19 protein-coding genes and 1 pseudogene are annotated in these 19,203 nt (G+C 69.8%); 11 read left to right on the top strand and 9 right to left on the bottom strand.

Annotation, left to right across the window (positions count from 1 at the left end; translation table 11 throughout):
• Positions 1-14 precede the first annotated feature (14 nt).
• A complete protein-coding gene (locus P1K31_RS10625; protein WP_276303303.1) occupies positions 15-776 on the top strand; it encodes a 23S rRNA (uridine(2552)-2'-O)-methyltransferase in 762 nt (253 codons plus the stop codon).
• 64 nt (positions 777-840) lie between these two features.
• Here the strand turns inward: P1K31_RS10625 and P1K31_RS10620 are convergent, their stop codons facing one another.
• From P1K31_RS10620 to P1K31_RS10590, 7 genes are all read right to left on the bottom strand, one after another.
• On the bottom strand, positions 841-1,041 hold the full coding sequence (locus tag P1K31_RS10620) for a hypothetical protein (protein WP_276303302.1): 201 nt from the start codon (positions 1,039-1,041) through the stop codon (positions 841-843).
• A gap of 46 nt (positions 1,042-1,087) precedes the next feature.
• Positions 1,088-1,813: a queuosine precursor transporter gene (locus P1K31_RS10615; protein ID WP_276303301.1), complete on the bottom strand. Its 726-nt coding sequence runs from the start codon at positions 1,811-1,813 to the stop codon at positions 1,088-1,090.
• A complete protein-coding gene (locus P1K31_RS10610; protein WP_276303300.1) occupies positions 1,800-1,982 on the bottom strand; it encodes a ribbon-helix-helix domain-containing protein in 183 nt (60 codons plus the stop codon). The genes P1K31_RS10615 and P1K31_RS10610 overlap by 14 nt, the downstream gene beginning before the upstream one ends.
• Positions 1,983-2,150: 168 nt before the next feature.
• A complete protein-coding gene (locus tag P1K31_RS10605; protein ID WP_276303299.1) occupies positions 2,151-2,558 on the bottom strand; it encodes a hypothetical protein in 408 nt (135 codons plus the stop codon).
• Positions 2,558-2,959: a hypothetical protein gene (locus tag P1K31_RS10600; RefSeq protein WP_276303298.1), complete on the bottom strand. Its 402-nt coding sequence runs from the start codon at positions 2,957-2,959 to the stop codon at positions 2,558-2,560. The genes P1K31_RS10605 and P1K31_RS10600 overlap by 1 nt, the downstream gene beginning before the upstream one ends.
• Positions 2,960-3,227: 268 nt before the next feature.
• Positions 3,228-3,623, bottom strand: a complete 396-nt coding sequence (locus tag P1K31_RS10595) for a hypothetical protein (RefSeq protein ID WP_276303297.1) — start codon at positions 3,621-3,623, stop codon at positions 3,228-3,230.
• Between the two features lie 153 nt (positions 3,624-3,776).
• Entirely contained in the window at positions 3,777-5,990 is a 2,214-nt protein-coding gene (locus P1K31_RS10590; RefSeq protein WP_276303296.1) for a twin-arginine translocase subunit TatC, read from the bottom strand.
• A 105-nt stretch (positions 5,991-6,095) separates the two neighbouring features.
• On the opposite strand from P1K31_RS10590, the gene P1K31_RS22070 reads away from it, so the two are divergent.
• Positions 6,096-7,805 carry a twin-arginine translocase subunit TatC gene (locus tag P1K31_RS22070; RefSeq protein WP_379801546.1) on the top strand — a complete coding sequence of 570 codons (1,710 nt, stop codon included), beginning with the start codon at positions 6,096-6,098 and terminating at the stop codon, positions 7,803-7,805.
• Positions 7,806-7,888: 83 nt separating this feature from the next.
• On the opposite strand, the gene larE is transcribed toward P1K31_RS22070, so the two are convergent.
• Entirely contained in the window at positions 7,889-8,737 is an 849-nt protein-coding gene (larE, locus tag P1K31_RS10575; RefSeq protein WP_276303295.1) for an ATP-dependent sacrificial sulfur transferase LarE, read from the bottom strand.
• 184 nt (positions 8,738-8,921) lie between these two features.
• Between larE and P1K31_RS10570 the strand changes: the two genes are divergently transcribed.
• Together P1K31_RS10570 and P1K31_RS10565 are read left to right on the top strand one after the other, a co-directional pair.
• The gene (locus P1K31_RS10570; protein WP_276303294.1) at positions 8,922-10,895 is read left to right on the top strand and encodes a MutS-related protein; all 1,974 of its coding nucleotides are present in this window, start codon (positions 8,922-8,924) and stop codon (positions 10,893-10,895) included.
• Between the two features lie 101 nt (positions 10,896-10,996).
• Positions 10,997-12,118 (top strand): ORC1-type DNA replication protein, encoded by a 1,122-nt coding sequence (locus P1K31_RS10565; RefSeq protein ID WP_276303293.1) that lies wholly within the window; start codon positions 10,997-10,999, stop codon positions 12,116-12,118.
• A 742-nt stretch (positions 12,119-12,860) separates the two neighbouring features.
• On the opposite strand, the pseudogene P1K31_RS22065 reads toward P1K31_RS10565, so the two are convergent.
• Positions 12,861-13,097, bottom strand: a pseudogene (locus tag P1K31_RS22065) (alcohol dehydrogenase catalytic domain-containing protein); the annotation flags it as partial.
• Between the two features lie 144 nt (positions 13,098-13,241).
• On the opposite strand from P1K31_RS22065, the gene eif1A reads away from it, so the two are divergent.
• From eif1A to P1K31_RS10525, 7 genes are all read left to right on the top strand, one after another.
• On the top strand, positions 13,242-13,532 hold the full coding sequence (gene eif1A / locus P1K31_RS10555) for a translation initiation factor eIF-1A (RefSeq protein WP_276303291.1): 291 nt from the start codon (positions 13,242-13,244) through the stop codon (positions 13,530-13,532).
• A gap of 138 nt (positions 13,533-13,670) precedes the next feature.
• The gene (gene rio1 / locus P1K31_RS10550) at positions 13,671-14,528 is read left to right on the top strand and encodes a serine/threonine-protein kinase Rio1 (RefSeq protein WP_276303290.1); all 858 of its coding nucleotides are present in this window, start codon (positions 13,671-13,673) and stop codon (positions 14,526-14,528) included.
• Between the two features lie 271 nt (positions 14,529-14,799).
• Positions 14,800-16,035: a tryptophan--tRNA ligase gene (locus tag P1K31_RS10545; RefSeq protein ID WP_276303289.1), complete on the top strand. Its 1,236-nt coding sequence runs from the start codon at positions 14,800-14,802 to the stop codon at positions 16,033-16,035.
• A gap of 32 nt (positions 16,036-16,067) precedes the next feature.
• Positions 16,068-16,559, top strand: a complete 492-nt coding sequence (locus tag P1K31_RS10540) for a GNAT family N-acetyltransferase (protein WP_276303288.1) — start codon at positions 16,068-16,070, stop codon at positions 16,557-16,559.
• 39 nt (positions 16,560-16,598) lie between these two features.
• Entirely contained in the window at positions 16,599-17,147 is a 549-nt protein-coding gene (locus tag P1K31_RS10535) for a KH domain-containing protein (protein ID WP_276303287.1), read from the top strand.
• 175 nt (positions 17,148-17,322) lie between these two features.
• Complete coding sequence (gene paaK, locus P1K31_RS10530; protein ID WP_276303286.1) at positions 17,323-18,618, top strand: phenylacetate--CoA ligase PaaK; 1,296 nt, start codon at positions 17,323-17,325, stop codon at positions 18,616-18,618.
• A 103-nt stretch (positions 18,619-18,721) separates the two neighbouring features.
• Positions 18,722-19,183 carry a MaoC/PaaZ C-terminal domain-containing protein gene (locus P1K31_RS10525; protein ID WP_276303285.1) on the top strand — a complete coding sequence of 154 codons (462 nt, stop codon included), beginning with the start codon at positions 18,722-18,724 and terminating at the stop codon, positions 19,181-19,183.
• The last annotated feature ends 20 nt before the right edge of the window (positions 19,184-19,203 follow it).

Here is a 19,203-nt window from a genome sequence, read left to right as displayed (position 1 = left end):
CGTAGTCCGAGCAAATGCCCCGGAAGGACGACTACTACAACCGCGCGAAGCAGCAGGGGTACCGCTCGCGCGCGGCCTACAAGCTCAAGCAGTTGAACGAGACGGCGGGGCTCGTCGGACCGGGCGACACGGTGGTCGACCTCGGCGCGGCCCCCGGCGGGTGGCTCCAGGTCGCCGCGGAACTCGCGGGAGACGGCACGGTCGTCGGGGTGGACCTCCAGCGGATCAGACCGCTCGACGGCGTCGAGACCGTCCGCGGGGACATGACCGACGAGGAGGCGAGAGAGCGGATCCGGGAGGCGCTCGACGGACGCGAGGCCGACGTCGTGCTCTCGGACATGGCCCCGAACGTGAGCGGCGAGTACTCGCTCGATCACGCCCGCTCGGTCCACCTCGCCCGGATGGCCTTCGAGACGGCCCGCGAACTGCTCGCGCCAGGCGGGGACTTCGTCGCCAAGGTGTTCGACGGCCCGGACGTGCGCGACCTCAGGCGGGACGTGGAGCGGGAGTTCGACTACGTCCGCGAGGTGCGCCCGGAGGCATCGCGCAAGGAATCCTCGGAGCTCTACCTCGTCGCCAAGCGGCGGCTCACCGCCCCCGTCCGCGCGGGCGACGAACTCGACGTGGAGATCGAGGACGTGGGCAGCGAGGGCGACGGCATCGCCAAGGTCGAAGGGTTCACGCTGTTCGTCCCCGACGCCCAGGCGGGCGACTCGGTCAGGGTGCGCGTCGAGGACGTGAAACCGCGGTTCGCGTTCGCCGAGCGCGTGGACTGACGCCCGCGGTCCCTCGCGACATCGCCGACCGTCCGCGAGGGGCTCCGACGCCGCACCGCTCGGCTCAGTTCGACAGCCAGGCGTACGTCTGGAGCGCGCCGAAGACGAGCGCCAGCAGGCCGTTCTCGATCACCAGCAGCAGGCCGGCGTCCGTAGCGCGCGCGACTACCGCCGTCGCGCCGAAGACGGTGGCGAGCAGCAGGTTGTACTTCGCGAGGACCGTCCAGCACTCCTGGTCGAGGTCGACGAGGCCGTCGCTGGTCACGACGGCGAGACGAGCGGTGGACGGAAAAGCGCCGGGCCTGCCGGCGTCAGTCGCCGAGGGTCGGCTCCGCGCGGGCGTTCCGAGAGCGCACGGCCCCGACGACGGCGTAGACGAACGGCGTGTCGACGAGCGCGATGAGGAGCTTCAGGAGGTACTGGCCGACGATCAGCGACGCGAGCACCCCGCCGGGGAGCGACTGGCCGCCGAGGAGTTCGGGGGCGAGCCAGAAGGCGACCCCGACGAAGATGAGCGTGTCGAGCAGCTGGCTCGTGGCCGTCGAGCCGACGTTCCGGAGCCAGAGCGCCTCGCCGTCGGTCCACTCGCGCAGGCGGTGGAAGACGAGCACGTCCCAGTTCTGACTGACGAGGTAGGCGAGCAGGCTCCCCGCGACGATGGAGGTGCTCGCGCCGAGGACGGTGGCGAACTGCCCGGGCGGAACGCTCGCGGGCGCGGCGGGCGCGAGGATCGTGCTCCAGACCAGCGCGAGCATGACGAAGTTCATCGCGAAGCCGACGTTGACCACCGCCTGCGCGGTGCGCTTGCCGTACAGTTCGGCGACGCAGTCGCTCGCGAAGAACGTGAGCGCGTAGGCCAGCGCCGCCCCCGGCAGGACGAGCGCGTCGCCCGTGACCGGGAGCGCGACGGGGAGCGCGAACATGAGCACCTTCGACGCGGTCAGCTGGGCGGTGACCAGCGCGGTCACGAACAGCGCGACGAGACCGAGCGCCGGGAGGGGAACCGCGAGTCCGTCGGCGTCGCTACGCCGACTCATCGTCCTCGAGTCGGCCGTGGCGGGCGTCGATGTCGTCGAGGAGGTCGAGCGTCTTGCGGATCGACGCGCGCACGGCGTCGCTACGGTTGACGAACTTGCCGTCGTCCCCGACGTGCTCGTCGAGGTCGTCGAGCAACTCCTGGGGGATCTCGACGCTTATCTTGGGCATATCGGCGAGTACGTGTATCGATCGTATATACAGAACGGGTTGACCTCCTACACGAATACCCCGGTCATATCCAGATCATATCACGGTGGCTCAATACTCGTATCGAGTAGCGGCACTCCCGATCGAGGATCACGATTGCTCGTCCGATTCGGGGGTGTCGGTAGCGTCTCACAGCGACTCCGCCACGGTAACTTGGACCCGCGAGAACTCGGAGAGCTCGTACGTGCCGGTAAACTCGACGTGAATCTCCTGTGTTCCAGCGGTTCCGAGGACGGCACTGTTGGTACCGGAGACGAGGACGCTACCGTTCTTCGCGACGAGTTTCGCTCGCGCGTCGCCGGTCAACTCGGTGCCGGTGTTGTTGACGAGGACGGTCACACCGGTGACGGCGTCGCCGTCGAACGCCAGGCTGTACCCTTCCGGAACGAGTCCGCCGGGCTCTTCGGTGTGTGACCGCGTCTGGTCGATCCCGAGCGTGAACGTGCCGACCGGAACGCCGGTCGCGACGCTAGCAGTGACGAGAGCCGTGGCGACGACGACCGCGAGGAACTGCCAGCTGGAGTGCGCGAGCGTCATCACTCTTCGATCGTCGCTTCGATGGTGACGACGTCAGCGACGGCCGGATCGCCCGCGAGGTCGATCAAAACGCTCGCCTCACCGCTGACGAACGTCTTATCGACCGTCCGCGTCGCCACGGCGTCCCCGTTGGCGTCGTAGATCGCCAAGTAGACCGTGCCGGTAATCGAGTCGGTGTGGCTGTTCTGGACAGTGAGGTTCACGGCCGTCACGTTAGTGCCCACATACTGCAGCCCCTGGTTCGTAACCGTGAGGTTCTCAGAGGCCCTCAGTTCGCCTTCGACCCCTGCGACCGGATCCGGATCGGCCTGCGTCACGATAGTCGTTGCCGCTGCCGTACCCACGGCGACGACGAGCGTGACGACCAGGAGTGTCCGGACCGAGACCCTCTGAGACCCCATAGTAGCACTACCTCTCCGATAGTATGTATAATTGTGCTTCCGTACAGTACCGATATCTGAACAAAAGCCCCGGCATTTTCTCCTCGTTCGGGCGTCGGAGTAGGCCGAGTGTCAGCTCCGACTCGAGGAAACCAGACAACGAACCGACGGTTCCGTGCTGGAGTACGTCACTGTCGAGGGAGGACGCGAAAGCGTACGTCACTCCCGAGGACACGCACAACCGTGAACTCCCATCGGGGAACCCCCGACTCTCGTCGCGCGGAGGGCGTCAATCCTGGTACAGCCGGAGGAGTTCGCGCCCGGCGTAGCCCGTGACGAACCCGACGACGGCCCCGGCGAGACAGACCCCGGCGACGACGAGGAGGGCCCCGGCGAGCAGGCCGTCGGTGAGGGCGAACAGCGCGAACAGCCCCGTCGGGAGGAGGCCGATGACGACGCTCTCGATGAGGCCGCCGCCCCGCCCCGCCGAGACGAGCGAGGCCAGCGGCGGCGTTCCGACGAGCAGCCACGGGAGCGCCATCCCGTAGATGAGATCGCCGACGACGAGCCGCGACCCGACGACGACGGTGACGAGCAGCGCGAGCACCGCGGCGTACACGCCCGTGACGAACCAGTCGCGGTGGTCGGACTCGCCGTGAAGGAGCGTCTCGAACTCCCAGTTCATCGGCCGCGACACCCCCGGCGTGCTCCGCGGCGACGACCCCGACGCGCCGCGGGCGGAGCGAACGGACCGATGAGTAGACGGGACAGATAACACTCCATACCAGTCCACTGGATCGTCCTCACCCATAAGGTTTCAGGGACGCCGACGGTTCGGTCAATCGGCTCGCTGGCCGGCCGAGCGGGCCGATCGCCGGCCGCCGAGGGTGTACAGCCAGAGCAGTCCGAGGCCGAGGAAGTAGGCCACGGCCACAGGGACGCTGAACAGAAGCATCATGAACACGCCGCCCGGGGCGGCCAGGCCGCTCACCGTGACGACGCCGACGATCACCTCGCGCCAGCGGCCGCGCATGACGCGGTAGGGGACGAGGCCACCGCGGTGAAACAGGAACATCGTCGAGGGGATGGTCGCGAGGAGGCCGACGCCGACGGTGGTGAAGAAGACCAGCCACCCCGCGCTGTTGATGCGGTACTTGATGATCATCTCCGAGTTGATGGCGTCCCACGCCAGCCACGAGATGACGTTCGGCGCGACGACGACGAAGCCGACGAAGCTCCCGGCGACCAGCGCGGCGAACGTCGTCACGGCCCAGGTGAACAGCGTGCCGCGGGTCCCGGTGACGAAGCCGCGCGTCTTCAGCGGCGGCCACGCGTAGTAGAGCACCAGGGGGATCGTCGCCACCGCGCCGAGGATCGTCGCCACCTTGATCTCGAAGATGAGCGCCTCGACGGGGTGGAGCGTGACGACGTTCACCTCGGGGCGGACCGCCTCGGGCATCCGCCCGAGGAAGCTGGCCTGGAGCTGTCCGATGCCGTCCGTGTAGAACCAGACGAACGTCCCGCCCATCACGAGCAGGAACAGCGCGACGATGCGGAACGACTTCGAGAGGAGCGTCCCGAGGACGAACTGGAGGTCGTAGAAGTACCCCCCGACGTCGTCCTCGTTCCGCTCTTCCTCGCTGAACGCGTTGACGACGCCCGTCGTCGTCCGGGTGACGACGCCCGTCTCCGCCTCGTCCGCTCCGTCAGCAGCGTCCGCTCCGCCCGCGGCGTCCGCCCCGGCCTCGTCCCCCCTGGATTCGGCCGCGCGGGCATCCTCGGCGGCGTCGAACCGGTCGAGGATCGCCTGCGCCCGGTCGTGGTCGCCGGCCTCCATCGCGGTCCGGGCGTGCCCGAGGGCCGTCTCCTCGTCCATCTCGGCGAAGACCTCCGGCGGCGCGGCGCGCACGCCCGCCGCGTCGAGCGTGTCGAGGTCGATCGCCGCGGGATCGCCCGTCACACCGCGGGGACCGGTCTCGGCGGCGAGGCGCTCGACCGTCGCGAACAGGCGGTAGACGAACGCCGCGAGCGCGGCCAGGAGCGCGACCGCGGCGGCGGCCGCGAGCAGCGCCGTCGGGCGCGGGAGGCCGAGCACCCGCTCGATCGGGTAGAGGGTGAAGCCGAGGCCCATCGGGAGCTGGCGGGCGTACTCGTTTACGACCTCGCGGACGCCGGAGGAGAGGCCGACGTAGGTGACCGCGCCGCCGAGCAGCGCCGCGCCGAGGACGGTGGTCCAGTGCGCGCGGAGGATGCGGCGGTAGCCGACCGCCTCGCGCGAGTGCCTGACGGCGACGACGAACTTCGTCAGCCCGAGGCTAAGGACGTAGAGGAACAGCAGGGGGACGGCCCACATGATCTGCGTGAACGGGTCCGGCGGCGAGAACAGCGCCCCGAAGGTGAAGATGGCGACGACCGCGTACCGCCACTTGTCGCGGAAGGTCTCGTAGCGGACGGCCCCGGAGTACGCGAGTCCGCTCATGAGCAGCGGGAGCTGCGCCGCGAGGCCGAACGAGAGCGTGAGGACGAGGACGAACTCCGCCCACTTCACGATGGAGTAGGTCGGCTGGAAGCCGGCGGCCGAGGCGTTGTTCGAGAGGAACTCGAACATGATGGGGAAGAACAGGAAGTAGCCGTAGGCGATGCCCACGGCGAACAGCGCGAGGGAGAACAGCCCGAGGAGCACCCCCTTCCAGATCGGGATCTTCCCCTGGGGCCACCAGCCGCGCTCCCGGAGCGCGTCGCGCGAGTAGTAGAGCAACAGCGGCAGCGCGAGGATGACACCGACGACGAGGCCGATCTTCACCTGCAGGAGGATGACGTCGAACGGCGTGACGGCGATGACGATGGTCCCCTCGGCCGCGCGGCCGAGCAGGTCGCCCTTGAGCATCGTCCAGCCCCACTCCTGGAGGTAGTAGATGGTCCCGATGAGACCGATGACGAAGAGGATGAACACCTTCTGGAGGTGCTTCTGGGCCGACCGAAGCATCGCGGCGAGCGCCTGCCGGCCGTCGTCGATGGCCCGTGCGGTATCCTCGTCAATCACGCTCGACACATCCGCACTAGCCAACTTGCCGTTATCAATCTTTTCTGTCGCCCGAGGAGGGAGGGCTGCCGGAGGTGAGAAGGCTTACAACCGCCGGGACACCTACGGACAGTAATGACCGGCGACGGGCGTCCCGATCCGGAGCGGGACGTTGACGGCAGCGACTACACGCCCCCGAGCGACGGCGACAACGACGACGACGACGGGGGCGAGGGCGACGGTATCTCGGACGGAGTCGGTCGCGACGGAGCCGACTCCGAGGCGGCCTCGGACGGCGGGACGACCGTCTCGGAGCCGACTCCCTCCGGCGACGACCCGTTCCTCGACGGGCCGGAGAGCGATCAGGAGATGCCGCTGGCCGACCACATCGAGGAGATGATAAACCGCCTCGGCGTGGTCGCCGTCGCGATGGCGGTCGTCGGCGTCGTCGCGCTCCCCTTCTCCGATCAGCTCATCAACGAGATCTGGTACGGCATCCTCGGCCCGATCGCGAACGACGTCGAGGGGATCCGGCCGCACGTCTACCACCCGCTCGCGCTGGTGCTCGCCCGGCTGAAGGTGGCGACGCTCGCCGGCTTCGTCATCGCGCTCCCCATATTCGTCTACGAGACCTACCTGTTCATGCGCCCCGGGCTCTACCGGCACGAGCGGCGGTACTACCTGGCCGCGGTGCCGACGAGCCTCGTGCTCGCGTTCATCGGCGTCGCCTTTGCCTTCTATCTCGTCCTCCCGGCGATCTTCATCTACTTCGTTCGCTACTCCAGCGAGGCGGCCGAGATCGCGTTCGGGCTGACCGAGACGTTCAACCTGATGCTCATGATGATGGGCTTCTTCGCCGCCGTCTTCCAGATACCACTGCTGATCATGCTGGCGGTGATGATGAACCTCACCAGCCGCGAGTGGCTGGCCCAGCGCCGCCTCTACTTCTGGGGGGGGGCTTCCTCGGCGTCGCGCTGCTGTTCAGCCCCGACCCGACCGGGATGGCACCCATCATCGTCGCCCTCACGATGGTCACTCTGTTCGAGGGAACCCTGCTCCTCCTGCGCTGGGTGCAGCGCTGAGCGCCCCACCCCTCCCACCCCCCGCCTCCCCACCCCCACTTCCCTGCTTCCCCACCTCCCGCTTCCCCACCTCCCGCTTCCCCACCTGCTTCTCGCCCGCTCCGACGATCCCATACTCACATATCGTCCGCCGCCGAATCGGAGAGCGATGGCGACGGTGATCCTCATGCGCCACGGAGAGACGACGTGGAACCGCGACCGCCGGATGCAGGGGTGGGCACCGGTCCCGCTCACCGAGCGGGGGCGCGAACAGGCGCGGGCGGCCGGGAAATACCTCGCGGAGCGGTACTCGATCGACCGCATCGTCTCCTCGGACCTCCTGCGCACGCGTCAGACGGCGGCGCACGTCCGGGAGGCGCTCGGGGACGTCCCCGTCTCGTTCGCTCGCGAGTGGCGCGAGCGCGGCGTCGGCGTCTACCAGGGCCTCTCGTACGACGACATGCGGGAGCGGTTCCCCGAGTTCGGCCTGGGCGAGGCGGCGGCCCACGCCGCGGACCGCACGCCCGACGGCGGCGAGAGCCTGGAGGCGGTCCGCGAGCGCGTCCTCGAGGGGTGGCGCGCGGTGCTCGAACACGAGGGGACGACGCTCGTCGTCACCCACGGCGGCCCCATCCGACTCGCCCTCGGGCACCTGAAGGGCCACACCATCCCGGACGCCCTGCTGAACCACCGGGTCGACAACTGCTGCCTGAACGAGTTCGTCGTGGCGAGCGACCCGGAGATCAGAGTCGAGAACGGGACGCCCTGGCGCGAGGAGGCGTAGTCGGCGCGGAGGTGCGGTCGGCGCGCGGACGCTAGGGGGGCGGAACCGTCGCACCGACGGGGGCGACCCGACCGCGTCGGTCGCTAGTCGCCCGTCGGGTACTCGGCGTCGAACACCGAGACCGCCTCGTTCGCCGGGCTCACGCTCCCCGTCTCGTAGCCGTCGAGGTCGAGGGTAACGTGGTCGAACCCTGCCTCGCGAAGGTGGGTGCGCGCGGCGCGGACGAAGTCGGCGTCGAGGGCCTTCCCGAGTTCGTCCCGTCCGACCTCGATGCGCGCGAGGCCGTCGTGGTCGCGAACGCGGAACTGCCGGAAGCCCCACGCCCGCAGGAGGCGCTCGCCGCGCTCGACCCGGGAGAGGCGCTCCTCGGTCACCTCGACGCCCGTGGGAATGCGCGAGGAAAGGCAGGCCATCGAGGGTTTGTCGGCCACCGAGAGGCCGTACCGCTCTGCGATCTCCCGGACCTCGGGTTTGACGATGTCGTGGGCGAGCAGCGGCGAGAACACCTCCAGTTCCTCGACGGCGCGCAGGCCGGGGCGGTGGCCCTCGCCGGGGTCGCTCGCGTTCGTCCCGTCGCAGACCGTCTCGATGCCGAGTTCCCGCGCCCGATCGAACATCCGCCCGAGGCGCATCGTCCGGCAGTGATAGCAGCGCTCACCGTCGTTCGCGACGAAGTCGGGGTTGTCCAGTTCTGAGAACTCCACCACCTCGTGTCGGATACCGATCTCCGCCGCGACCCGTCGGGCCCCGTCCAGTTCCTCGGCGGGCAGGGTCTCGCTCTTCGCCGTGCAGGCGACCGCACGCTCCCCCAGGGCGTCGTGGGCGATGGCGGCGACGACGCTCGAGTCGACGCCGCCCGAGAAGGCGACGAGCGCGCCGTCGCGCTCGGCGAGCGCGTCGCGCGCGGCGGCCAGTTTGTCCGCTACGTCCATGGACGGCGTTCGGCGGGGGGAGAGAAAAGCGCGTTGTGTGCCGGGCGCTCGCGGCCGGACGGCGATCGGACGGCGATACGACGGCCAGAACCCCCGCGAATCGCATCGTCGGGGGCCGAGCGCGAGCCGCCCTCCCGGTGTCGGGAGCGTTGCAGTTTTGCCGCGTCACCGCAACGACCCCGGTATGGACCTGGAGGCCATCCCGGGCGTCGGCGCGAAGACGGCCGAGCGGCTGGCCCACCTCGACGACGCCGAGCGGGCGCTCCGCGAGGGCGACGTGGCGGCACTCGCCCGCGCGCCGGGGGTCACCGAAGGGCAGGCCGCGCGCATCGCCCGGGGGGCGATTCGGGAGCGCCACGGCGACGGAAGTCGGTTCCTCCGGACCGACCGGGCGCGCGAGCTCTACGACGACGCGCTCTCCCTCCTCCGGGAGCGGGCCGTCACCGACTACGCGAAGCGCCGCCTCGAGACGTTCTACCCGAGCGCGTCGCGCTCGCGGATCGAGGAGGTGCGGGCGTTCGTCGCACGGGCGACGGAACGCGACCCCGACCCGGCCGTGCTCGACGCGCTCGCGGGCGTCGCGCCGCTGACGGACCCCGCCGGTCTCCGGGTGCGCGAGCGCTGTCTGGCGACCGGCGACGCCGAGGCGTACGCCCGGGCCGAGCGCCAGTTCCCCGAGTTGAGCGTCGAACTCGTCGAGGACGCGGCGGACCTCGCGGAACTCGCCCGCGGCTACTCGACGGTGATCGCGCTCGACGAGGGGTTCGCGGGGCTCGACCTCCCCGGCGACGTGCGCGTGCTCCCGGACGCCGGGGAACGGATCGACGAGGTGCTCCCCGAGCGCCTGCTCGCGTTCTTCGCGGAGAACCGCGAGCGGCTGCTCGCGGCCGCCGACGTGCACGAGGCGGCGGGCCTCGACTCGCCGTGTGGCCTCGACGCCCTCCGCGACGGCCTCTCGCGCATCGAGGCCGACGGAACGGTGAGGGGAGACGAGGAACTCGGCCGCCTGCAGGACGCCGTCTCGGACGTCGACGCCGCCGTCTCGACCGGCGAGAGCGTCGCCAACGACCGCCTGCGCGAGGCCATCCAGACGCGCGACGTGACCATCGAGGGCGCGGACCTCCTCTCGCTCGTCGAGCAGGGCGCGCGCGTCGACGCCCTGCTCGACCGCGAACTCGCCGACGAGTTCGACGAGGCGGTCGCGGCGGCCCGCGAGCACGTCGTCGACGCCCTCCGACTGCGCGACCACGCTGACCTCGCCGAGCGGGCGTTCCCGGACGACCCGACGTTCCCGGTACGGAGCGACGACGAGGCCGTCGCGCGCCTGCGGACGGACCTCGCCGCCGCGCGCGACCGCCGGGCGGCGGCGCTGAAGGCGGACCTCGCCGCCGACCTCGCCGCGCTCAGAGCGCCGGTCGAGGACCTCGTGCGGGACGCCCTCGAACTCGACGTGGAGCTCGCGGTGGCGCGGTTCGCCCGCGACTTCGACTGCACGCTCCCGGCGTTCGGCGGACGGGGGTTCGAGATCGAGGGGGGGCGCTCGCCCCTGCTCGACGTGCCGTTCGAGGACGTGGAAGCGATCGACTACGGCGTCGACGGGGTCGCGCTCCTCTCGGGGGTCAACAGCGGCGGCAAGACCTCCACGATCGACCTCGTGGGGCTCACGGTCGTGCTGGCGCAGATGGGGTTGCCCGTGCCCGCCGAGCGCGTCCGTCTGGAGCGGTTCGACGCGCTGCACTACCAGGCCAAGAGCCAGGGGACGCTCGACGCGGGCGCGTTCGAGTCCACCCTCCGGGAGTTCGGCGGCCTCGTCACCGACGAGGGGAACCGCCTGGTACTGGTGGACGAACTGGAGAGCATCACCGAACCCGGCGCGAGCGCGAAGATCATCGCGGGCATCCTCGAATCGCTCGACGAGCAGGGCGCGACCGCCGTCTTCGTCTCGCACCTCGCGGGCGAGATACGCGAGGCGACGGGCTTCGACGTGCAGGTGGACGGCATCGAGGCCGTGGGGCTGGTGGACGGCGAACTGGAGGTGAACCGCTCGCCCGTGAAGGGCCGGCTCGCGCGCTCGACGCCGGAGCTCATCGTCGAGAAGCTCGCGACCGCCGAGGAGGACGCGTTCTACGACCGGTTGCTCGGGAAGTTCGCGGAGTGAGGAGTAGAATCCCGAATTACGGCCGATCAGTCGATGACCGTCAGCCACGCGCCCGACACCGGACGAAGGATTAAGTAGTCCGGGGAGTCTGGTGAAAGTGAATGGCGGACGATGAGATGCTCTCGTGGGACGAGTCGGTCTTCCGCGACGAGCACGTCTTCGAGATCGACTTCCTCCCCGAGACGTTCCGCCACCGCGAGGAGCAGATGCAGGGCCTGAAGTACGCGCTCAGGCCGGCGGTGCGCGGCTCGCGCCCGCTGAACGTGATGGCGCGCGGGCCCCCTGGGACGGGGAAGACGACGGCGGTCCAGAAGCTCTTCGGCGAACTGGCGGCCGTCTCCGACGTGAACGTCGCGCGCGTGAACTGCCAGGTGGACTCGACGCGCTACGCGGTGTTCTCGCGGCTGTTCGAGGAGATGTTCGACTACGAACCGCCGACGAGCGGCATCTCCTTCAAGAAGCTCTTCGGGCAGATCACCGACCGCCTCGTCGAGGAGGACGAGGTGTTGGTGGTGGCGCTCGACGACGTGAACTACCTGTTCTACGAGGGCGAGGCGAGCGACACGCTCTACTCGCTGCTCCGGGCGCACGAGGCCCACACCGGCGCGAAGATCGGCGTCATCATCATCTCCTCGGACCTCGACCTCGACATCATCGAGGAGCTGGACGAGCGCGTCCAGAGCGTCTTCCGCCCCGAGGAGGTGTTCTTCCCGCGGTACGACGAGCGCGAGATCGTAGACATCCTGGAGGAGCGCGTGAAGCGGGGGTTCCGCGAGGGCGTCGCCGGGCTGGACGTGCTCGACCGGGTCGCCGAACTCACGGCGACGACCGGCGGGGACCTCCGGGTCGGGATCGACCTCCTGCGCCGGGCGGGGCTGCACGCCGAGATGCGCGCGAGCCGCACCGTCGAGGTGGCGGACGTGGAGGAGGCGTACAACAAGTCGAAGTACGTCCACCTCTCGCGGCACCTCCAGGGGCTCTCGGACTCCGAGATCGCGCTGGTGCGCGTCGTCGCCGAGCACGAGGGCGAGCGCGCGGGGGACGTCTACGAGTCGTTCTCCGAGGAGACGGAGCTCGGCTACACGCGGTACTCCGAACTCATCAACAAGCTCGATCAGCTCGGGATCATCGAGGCGGAGTACACGAGCGTCGACGGGCGCGGGCGCTCCCGACAGCTCTCGCTGGCCTACGACGCCGACGCCGTCCTCGAACGCCTCGACTGAGGGCAGCGTTTCGACTGGAGACCCCGACAGGTGACGACGATTCCCGTGCACCCGAACGCGAGAGCGCAGGGGAAACGGACCGCGAGACCACTCCGGAGAGCAACCGAGACGGGGGAAGTCGATGGGGGTGCGGACGTGGAACGACCGCACCCGAGCGAGGCAGTCGCGTCGGCGACTACCGAGCGAGCGCGGCAAACCGTTCTGGCGGACAGGCGACGCCGCGGGCGGCTTCGCGGGGCGTGGCGTCGCACACCCGCGGTGCGCCCCGCGACGACTTTCACGTCACGGGGGTTTCTGGCCCCGTTCTCTGTTATAAAGCTACGGATAAATCAAACGATTCGAACGGTCGGGTACCACCGTCGACACCAGCGCAGCCCCCGCGAGCGAGGCGCGAAGCGCCGAGCGAGCGGACGCGCCGAGTCCCCGAGCGGAGCGAGGGGGTGAGGCGCGGTTTTAGTCGAGGTTTTACCAGCGACCGAGCGCGAGCGAAGCGAGCGCGAGGGAGCGCAGTAAAACGCCGTGGTTCTTAGAAACTATCGCAGACAGGGGTCCCGACGGTCTCGTAGTCGCCCATCGAGGCGACGGTGTCGGGCACCGCAGAGAGCGGGATCGTCTCGCTCACGATGCGTCCGGGGTCGAGGCGTCCGGCCTCCATCATCGAGAAGATCTCCTCGTACTCGTGGGGCGGCATGCCGTAGGAGCCGTAGAACTCCCGCTCGTCGGTGACCATCGTGTCCACGGGCCGCGAGACCTCGCCGCCCACCTCGACGACCGTTCCGCACGGTTCGTGTCCGAAGATCAGCCCCGGCGACATCATCAGCCCGATCCACGACCAGTCGCCCTTCCAGGCGTGCCAGTCGGACCGACAGACGCCACACGCCTCCGTCTCGACGACGACGCCGTCCGGATCGCACTCCGGGGGGTCGACCTCCTCGACCGTCATCGGTTCCTCGGGGCCGTTGGACACGACTGCGCGCATCGTGTGCACACCTCAGACCTGCTCCGGATAACTCTTGGCGCGTGAGGCCACGGGGCTTCTTACGCTGGGCGGCGCGAGAACCGCCGCGTCGGTACGACAGGAGGGTTTGCAAAGCTTAACCGTGCGCCCCACAAACTGTGGGACATGAGCGACAGCGGTAGCAGGAAGAACCTGCGAATGCCCGACGAGGGCGAGGTGTTCGCCGTCGTCACGAACATGCTCGGCGCGAACCGCGTGAAGGTTCGCTGCATGGACGGTACGGAACGCACCGCTCGCATCCCCGGTCGGATGCAGAAGCGCATCTGGATCCGCGAGGACGACGTGGTCCTCGTCGAGCCGTGGGACTGGCAGGACGAGAAGGCGGACATCGTCTGGCGCTACGACAAGCAGGACGCCGACCAGCTCCGCCGCGAGGGCCACATACAGAGCCCGTGAGCGCATGACGCCCCACCGGCAGACGCCGGACGCTCCGGCTCCGCGAGGCCGCGTCACCGCGGCCTCGCTCCGGGCGGTCGCCGGCCGGCCGACCCTCGCGCGACCCGACCGCGACCCCTCGATCGACGAGGTTCGGCCATGAGCGAGGAGTACGGACTGCTCGACACCGAGGCGGTCGACGCGCCCGGCGACGAGTGGGAGGAACTCGACGTCGAGGACACGGAGGCGGATCGCATCGCGCGCAAGCGCGACCGCGAGTTCCTGGAGTTCAGAAAGCGCCTGAAGGACGCAGACCAGTTCAAGGTCGAGGAGTCGGTGTTCGACGACGCGACCTTCGCGGCCGTCTACAAACTCGTCCAGGACGGCCACATCGAGGCGTTCGGCGGCCCGATCTCGACGGGCAAGGAGGCCGCGGTCTACACCGCGCTCGGGCCGGACGGCACCGTCGCGGTCAAGGTGTACCGCATCAGCGCGAGCGACTTCCGCCAGATGCGCGACTACCTCGACGGCGACCCGCGCTTCTCCGGCATCGGCAGCGACAAGTCGAAGGTCGTCCTCGCGTGGGTCCGCAAGGAGTTCGCCAACCTCCAGCGCGCCCGCGAGGCGGGCGTCCGCGTCCCGGAGCCGATCGCCGTGGAGCGCAACGTCCTCGTGATGGAGTACGTGGGCGACGACGGCGGCCAGCGCGGCCACCGGCTCGCCGAGGTGCACGTCGAGAACCCGCAGACCGCCTACGAGGTGGTCCGCGAGTACGCCCGCCGGCTCTACAGCGCGGGGCTGGTCCACGGCGACCTGAGCGAGTACAACGTCGTCGTCCACGACGGCGAACTCTACGTCATCGACCTCGGGCAGGCGGTGACCGTCCATCACCCCAACAGCCGCGAGTTCCTCGAACGCGACTGCCGGAACGTGGCGAACTTCTTCGCCCGACAGGGCCTCGACGTGACGACCGAGGACGTGCTCGACTACGTCACCGAGGCCGACCCGGAGCCGTAGCTAGTTGGACGGCCGAGACGATCGCCCCCGACCGACACCGCGGTCGCAACCGTTTTTTCGCTCGGACGGCTCCTTTCGAGTATGACCGAACTGTGCCGCTGGCGCTGGCGCGCCCCCTCGCCAGCGGACAGTTCCGACCGCGTCGTCGTCGCGGCCTAACCGCCCCGACGGCCGATCGGCGCTCCCTTCGCTCCCGTTTTCCTCCCTCCCGAACCGTCACCGACCGCGACGCCGTCCGTCGCTCACGGACACTGAGATAGACCCGACACAGATGCCAACCGATCACGATCCGACCGACTCGTCCGATCCGGCCGACGCCGCCGAGTCGGTCGACTTCGACGTCACCCCTTACGCCGTCTCGGGCGAGGTGGACTACGAGAAGCTCCTCGCCCGCTTCGGCGCGGACGCGCTGACCGACGACCAGCTCGAGCGCTTCCCCCGGCCGCCACACCCGCTCCTCCGCCGGGGCGTGTTCTACGCCGGCCGCGACGTGGACCGCCTGCTCGACGCGGTCGAGGCCGACGAGCCGATCTCGATCGTCACCGGGATCGGCCCCTCCGGCCCGATGCACCTCGGCCACGTCCTGCCGTTCTACTTCGCGAAGTGGCTCCAGGCGGAGACCGGCGCGCACGTCTACGTCCCGCTCTCCGACGACGAGAAGTACCTCTCGAAGGACCTCTCGCTCGCCGACGTGCGGGGGTACGCGCGCGAGAACCTCCGTGACCTCCTCGCGGTCGGGTTCGACCCCGACCGGACCCGGATCGTCGTGGACACCGCGGACGCGGACGTGATCTACCCGCTGGCGACGGCGCTCGCGAAGCGCGTCACGCCCGCGACCGTGGAGGCGGTCTACGGCGAACCGGAGAACGTGGGGATGGGGTTCTACCCGGCGGTGCAGGCGACGCACCTGCTGCTCCCGCAGTTCGTCCGCGGCCCGCACGCGACGACCGTCCCCATCGCCGTCGACCAGGACCCGCACGTGCGCCTCTGTCGCGACGTCGCCGCGAAGGAGGTCCTCGACGCGGAGAAGCCCGGCGCGCTCCTCTCGCGGTTCCTGCCGAGCCTCGGCGGGCCGGGCAAGATGAGCGCGTCCGACGAGACCCCGAGCATCGACCTGACCGACGACCGCGAGACGGTCCGCCGGAAGGTGATGCGGTACGCCTACTCCGGCGGGCAGTCGAGCGTCGAGGCCCACCGCGAACTCGGCGGCGATCCGGAGGTGGACATCGCCTACCGCTATCTCCACGCGTTCTTCGAACCTGACGACGCCGAGGTGGCGCGGCTGGCCCGGGAGTACCGCTCCGGCGACCTCCTGACGGGCGACCTCAAGGCCCGCGCGGCCGAGCGGATCGCGGACTTCCTCGACGCCCATCGGGCCCGCCGGCCGAGCGACGCCGAACTGGACGGGGCGCTCGAACCGTACCGCCTCACCGTCGAGGAGCGCGAGCGGGCGCTCGCGGCGGTCGGGCTCGCTCCCGGCGTGCGAGCGCTCGACGCGGACGGGTAGGACTGAACCCGGTCGCTTCCGATCCCTCGCGCATGGCCGACGTAACGGTCCGCCCCGCGACGCCCGACGACGTGCCCGGTATCCGCCGGATCGCCCGCCGCGGCTGGGAGGCCGCCTACGGCGACTTCCTCGCCGACGAGACCGTAGAGCGCGCCCTCGCCGAGTGGTACGCCCCGGCGTTCGTCCGCGACGCGGTCGAGCGCGACGGGACGATCTACCGAGTGGCCGTCGCGGACGGCGAGGTGGTGGGGTACGCCACCGGGCGCGTCGACGATGTCGGTCGCCTCACCTCGCTGTACGTCGACCCCGACCGGTGGGGCGAGGGGATCGGCACCCGGCTGTTGGAGGCCGTCTTCGACCGCCTGCGCGAGCGCGGAGTCGGGCGGCTCGAGGTCCGGGTGCTCGCCGTGAACGAGGTCGGGCGGGCGTTCTACGAGTCGCGCGGCCTCGAACCGGTCGCGGAGGCGGAGACGGACCTGTTCGGCGCGAGCCACCGGGAGGTGGTCTACGCGGGGTCGACGTGACGGCGAAGGCTTGAAACCGATCCGGGCGGTAGCACGTCCATGCAGCACGTGACGATTCCGCAGGACCGCATCGGCGCTCTCATCGGCGAGGGCGGCGCGACGATGCGACGGATCGAGGATCAGGCGGAGGTGCGACTCGACATCGATTCGGAGACGGGCGCGGTCGCTGTCGAGACCGTCGGCGACCCCGTCATGGGGTTGAAGGGGCCGGACATCGTCCGGGCCATCGGCCGCGGGTTCGCCCCCGAGGAGGCGCTCTCCCTGCTCGACGACGACATGCGGATGTTCGAACTCGTCGACCTGGACGCGGCGACGCGAAACAAGAACGACCTCCGCCGCCAGAAGGGCCGGCTCATCGGCGAGGGCGGCCGCACCCGCCAGCTGATGGAGGAACTCACCGGCGCGTCGGTCGTCATCTACGGCTCGACCGTCGGCATCATCGGCGGGCCGGAACAGGTCCGCACCGTCCGCAGCGCGGTGGAGATGATCCTCGACGGCGCGCCCCACGGCGCGGTCTACTCCTTCCTCGAACGCCGCCGCAGCGAGATGAAGCGCGAGGGGCTGAGCTACCACGAGTTCTCGGGCTGATCCCCGCCGCCGTTGCGGTCCCACGCACCGAACCGAATCACACGGTGCACGGTCCCCCGAACGTCGAACCGCTCCCGTTCCGAACCACGGAGTGGGTGAGCTTCCGCACCCGTCTTCCGCCGTTTCCACCCGATAGCGCCCGCACCTTTTTCGCGTCCGCCTGCGACCCCCTGGCATGGTCTGGAACGACGTCGAGACCGCCTCCCGCGAGACGGTCCGAGAGCTGCAGGACGACCGCCTCCGGGCGGTCGTCGAGCACGTCTACGAGAACGTTCCCTTCTACCGCGCCCGCCTCGACGAGGCGGGCGTCTCGCCCGGCGACGTCGATGGCGTCGGAGACGTCGACCGCCTCCCGTTCACCACCAAGGAGGACCTCCGGGACACCTACCCCGACGGGATGTTCGCCGTCCCCGACGACGCGATGCGCTGCATCCACGCCTCCTCCGGGACGACCGGGAAGCCGAAGATCGTCGGCTACACCCGCGACGATCTGAACCTCTGGCGGGAGGTCATGGCGCGCTCGCTGACCGCCGCGGGCGTCGAGCGGGGCGAGACTGTCCAGAACGCCTACGGCTACGGTCTGTTCACCGGCGGACTCGGCGTCCACCACGGCTGCGACGAACTCGGCGCGACGGTCGTACCGATCGGCGGCGGCCAGACGAGCCGTCAGCTCCAGCTGCTCTCCGATCTGGGGAGCGAGACGCTCACCTGCACGCCCTCCTACGCGCTCTACCTCGCGGAGCGGGCCGACGAGCGGGGCGTCGACGTTCGGGACCTCCCGCTCTCGACGGTGATCTTCGGCGCGGAGCCCTGCACCGAACCCATGCGCGAGGCCATCGAGGAGCGCCTCGCAGTCACCGGCGTCGACATCTACGGCCTCTCGGAGGTCATCGGTCCCGGCGTCTCGATCGAGTGCGCCGAGGCCCAGGACGGCCTGCACCTCTGGGACGACCACTTCTACCCGGAGGTGATCGACCCGGAGACCGGCGAGGTCCTCGAGGCGGGCGAGGAGGGCGAGCTGGTGCTCACGACGCTCACGAAGGTGGGCCTGCCCGTCCTGCGCTACCGCACGGGCGACGTGACGCGCCTCCGCTTCGACGAGTGCGAGTGCGGGCGCACGACGGCGCGCATGGACAACGTCACCGGTCGGGCGGACGACCTCATCATCGTCCGCGGGGTGAACCTCTACCCGAGCGAGATCGAGGCGACGGTGCTCGACATCGACGGGGTCGAACCGCAGTACCGGATCGACCTCCACCGCGCCGCCGAACTCGACGAGATCGAGATCACCGTCGAGCGGGCGGCCGACTACGACGGCGACCCCGAGGACCTCCGCGAGCGGGTCCAGCGCGCGCTCGACGCGCAACTGGCCTTCTCGCCGGACGCCGTGCGCGTGGTCGAACCCGGCAGCATCGAGCGCCAGGAGACCGGGAAGGTAAAGCGCGTGTACGACCACCGGACGACGGGCTGAACTGCCGGTCCCCCGATCGCGGGCGCGCTCGCGGTCCGCGCCGATCGCCTCGCGGCGGTCGCCGGGCGGTAGTTTGATATCTCGGTCGTCGGAGTGGTAGCGTATGGCGTACAGCTACGAGCCCCATTACTTCGAGGACATGGAAGTCGGAACGACGTTCGAGAGCGCCGGCCGCACCATCACGGAGGCCGACTTCGTCTTCCACTCCGCCTTCGCGGGCGACTGGACCGAACTCCACACGAACAAGGAGTACTCGGAGGAGGGGCCGTTCGGCAGGCGCATCGGCCACGGCCCGATGACGTTCATCGTCACGACCGGCCTCGTCCAGCGCTGCGGCTTCGTCGAGCGCACCGTGATCGCCTTCCTCGGGATGAACTACATGGACATCGAGAACCCGATCTTCATCGGCGACACCGTCCAGGCCGAGTTCGAGGTCACCGAGCGGCGCGAACTGGCGAGCCGCGACGACGCCGGGCTGGTCGTGATCGACGCCCACACGACGAAGCAGACCGGCGAGGAGGTGTTCGCGGGCGACATGAAGTTCCTGTTCAAGCGGCGGGAGTAGCACCGGGCGTCTTCTACACA

It is taken from the genome of Halomarina halobia, from assembly GCF_029338575.1.
Classification (GTDB): Archaea; Halobacteriota; Halobacteria; order Halobacteriales; family Haloarculaceae; genus Halomarina; species Halomarina halobia.
Note: the sequence above shows the minus strand (reverse complement) of the source record. Positions and strands in the feature narration are given on the sequence as shown.